Here is a 3104-nt window from a genome sequence, read left to right as displayed (position 1 = left end):
TTATAGGCATTGTTCTCACACCCTTGCGTGAAGTCAATGTCAATGGCTTGCTCATTTGCGGCAACTTCAACAGTGAAAGTAGAAATACATCCGAAGATATTAACCGTCAAAGTATAAGTACCAATTTGATTTGCACTAAAAGTCATGCCCGTACCTGTAGTTCCAGATGGACTTGTCCATGTGTACACTGCATTTGGATTATTGATATCAAAATTACTCGCTGTAAATGCCAATTCTACTGATTCTCCAGTACAAATTACATATGGCGTACCCGTAAAACTAACTTCCCAATTGGCACTACTTGCTGCAACTGTAAATGCTACTGGAGCGCTTGTACATCCTAAAATATCTACAACTACTGTATAAACACCTGTCTGCGTTATTGGTAATGTGTTTGATGCTGAAACCACTTCTGTTCCATCAGGTAATGTGAAGGTATAAGAAACAATTGAATTGTTTGTATTATTTGTAACAGCGGCAGTAAGTGTTCCTGTTTCAGTTGGACATAGCGTTGTTGTACCGTTAAAATTAACATTCCATTCCACTGTTGAAAGCACTACATCAAAAGTTTGAGTACTTGAACAGCCACCATTATCTACTGATACCGTATAAGTTCCGTATCCAGCATCACCTTCAACTGTAAGAGAACTTGAGGTTGCACCTGCTATTACTGTTCCATTAAAGGTCCACTCAAATGTTACTGCACTTACATTAAAGTCATTGTCCGTTGGAACAACTGTTAATGTTGTACTGCCTTCTGGACAAATTTCAAGAGGTCCGCTTACAGTAAACTGTGGCGTTAAATCCTGAACGATCAAACTAAACGAAACCGTTTGGAAACAATTGGTTGTAAGCAAATTAACACGTACCCAAATTTCTTGTCCATTAGTTCCTAAGAACGCTTCGGCTTCTGCTTGAGTTAAAGCATTGGTATTAGTATTAGCGTCTTCTTCCGTTAAGAAATAAGCTAAGTCATGGGTTCCTGCTTCAAAAACAGATAAGATACCGTCTTGGGTTTGTGTCAAGTCAAAAGTTCCTTCTCCAGAGGCATCACATAATTGTAAATCTGCAGGATCAACAGCTACAGCATCAATAAAGTATTCTACTACCACTGAATCTATAGTAACACAAGTTGTTCCTACATAAGCAGCATGAATAAAATAAGTACCAGATTCTGAAACCACTAAGATCGGATCTGTAGCACCAGGAATTAAAGTATCTCCGTTATACCACTGAATATCGTATAATGTTGGACTTAATTGAGAATCTAAAGTAACGTCATCTCCAACACAAAGTGCCGTTCCATCTGCAATTAAATAATCTTCTGGCAATTCAATATTACCAATATCAAAACTACCACCTTCTAAAAATACAGCAGAATCAAAAGAGCCATCGTTGTAATCTGCAATTACCATTTTAATGTGGTAAGAGTTTCCTGGAATTACCGGTGCCGAAGCAGTCAATGGAACTGTGATACCATTAAAGTTTACCGGAGCACCTAGCTGACCTGCATTGTTATTATAGTAATTACCAAAGTACTCTACGTTAGCTGATCCACAAGATCCATTGTATTGAGTATCCCTAATATTAACTACTGATACTGGAATATTAGTTCCTGGAATCACAGCTAAATTTGTAGCTGGAGTTCCAGCGGTAAGGTCTGTTAAGATGAAAGCAAATGCATCACTATAGGAACATTGGAACGTTCCATATTCGTCTGATGCGAACATAAAATTAAAGTTAATTTCCGTAGTCAAAGCCACAAAATCAAATTCTAACTTTGTTGCATTGTTTAAAGAACCGGTTTGTGGAGGTGTTTGAGCCGCTAAGATTGCAGATAAATCTGCATCACCGCCAAGTCCACCACCTGAAAGGATACTTGTATTTGGACCTACAACTGAAGTTGCACTTCCTGTAACCAATACAATACCATCTTCAAAAGGAAAATCAGATAATCCCTTGTTAAAATAGCCAATACCATTTGTTGCATCTGTTGTTCCTGTAGCCCATGTAATATTGGTTACTGTAGCACAAGTAGACTTAATCAATACTTCCGTTACCAACTGTGGTTTGGTATATTGTGTTGTACTTACCGTGATTGGAGGTACAATGCTTCCGATACATAAATCAAATTGAATGTCTTCTAATTGTGTAGAAGTAGACCAAACTCTAATTTTATATGTAGTTCCCGGCGTTAAGTTGTTTACTAATGTTTGATTATTATTATTACAAGAAATAAAAGTTAAGTTACCACAAATATCTCCTGAATACAATGAGCTGTTTAAAGCTATAGAAGTTCCTACAATATTTTGGAATGTAATAATGTGAGTTCCACTTGTAGCAACAAAGCTGAACCATACATCATCATCTTCCAAACCTGCACAAGAACTTGACTCTGGAGAAGCAGTTGCTCCTGTTATTGAACCTGGTGTAACTTGCACACATTCCAAACCTTGATTTACAAACGCAGGAGTGGCAGTTGCACACTCATCATTTGTTACAGGAGCTGGAGTCGTGATACACAAATTAAATGTAGTGGATTGATTCACGTTACTTCCATTTGTATACACTCTAATTTTATACGTATCTCCTGCTACTAATCCACCAATAATACTTGTGTTTACATTGGTTGGCGAACAGAAAATTTGAGTCAAAGCACTACAATCAGCACCTGCATAAATAGCGTATCTTACACTAGTCGTTGTTCCTGCTACGTCATTTAATGAGATGATATGCAATGTACTTGTTGCAACAAAACTATACCAAATATCATCATTCTCATTCCCAGGACACGTTGAAAGTTCAACTGAAGCTGTTCCTCCTAATGTATTTCCTGAAACTGTTTGCGTACAAGTCCTATTTGGATTAACTGGAACCATAATTGCCTCAGAACATTCATCATTAATTGGTTTAGTAATAAATGACTTAGGAGTTAACAGTGTCCAGGTACTGATTTCTGATCCAGAACAAATTGCACGAACATAATACTGATAAATAGTACTTGATACTAATCCTGTAATATCAAAATTGGTAGCGGTAGTAGCAATAAAGTAACCTGCTACTCCTGTATTAAGTGGTGCTCCATTTACTGGCGCTGCTCCACC

General features: G+C 37.5%; 1 protein-coding gene. It reads right to left on the bottom strand.

The annotated features are described in order from the left end of the window. The coding region (locus H602_RS20110; RefSeq protein ID WP_211224068.1) for a choice-of-anchor L domain-containing protein at positions 1-3104 on the bottom strand (3104 nt) is incomplete at both ends.

Source organism: Flavobacterium tegetincola DSM 22377 (genome assembly GCF_000425485.1).
GTDB classification, from domain to species: domain Bacteria; phylum Bacteroidota; class Bacteroidia; order Flavobacteriales; family Flavobacteriaceae; genus Flavobacterium; species Flavobacterium tegetincola.
This window is presented reverse-complemented; position numbering and strand designations above follow the sequence as displayed.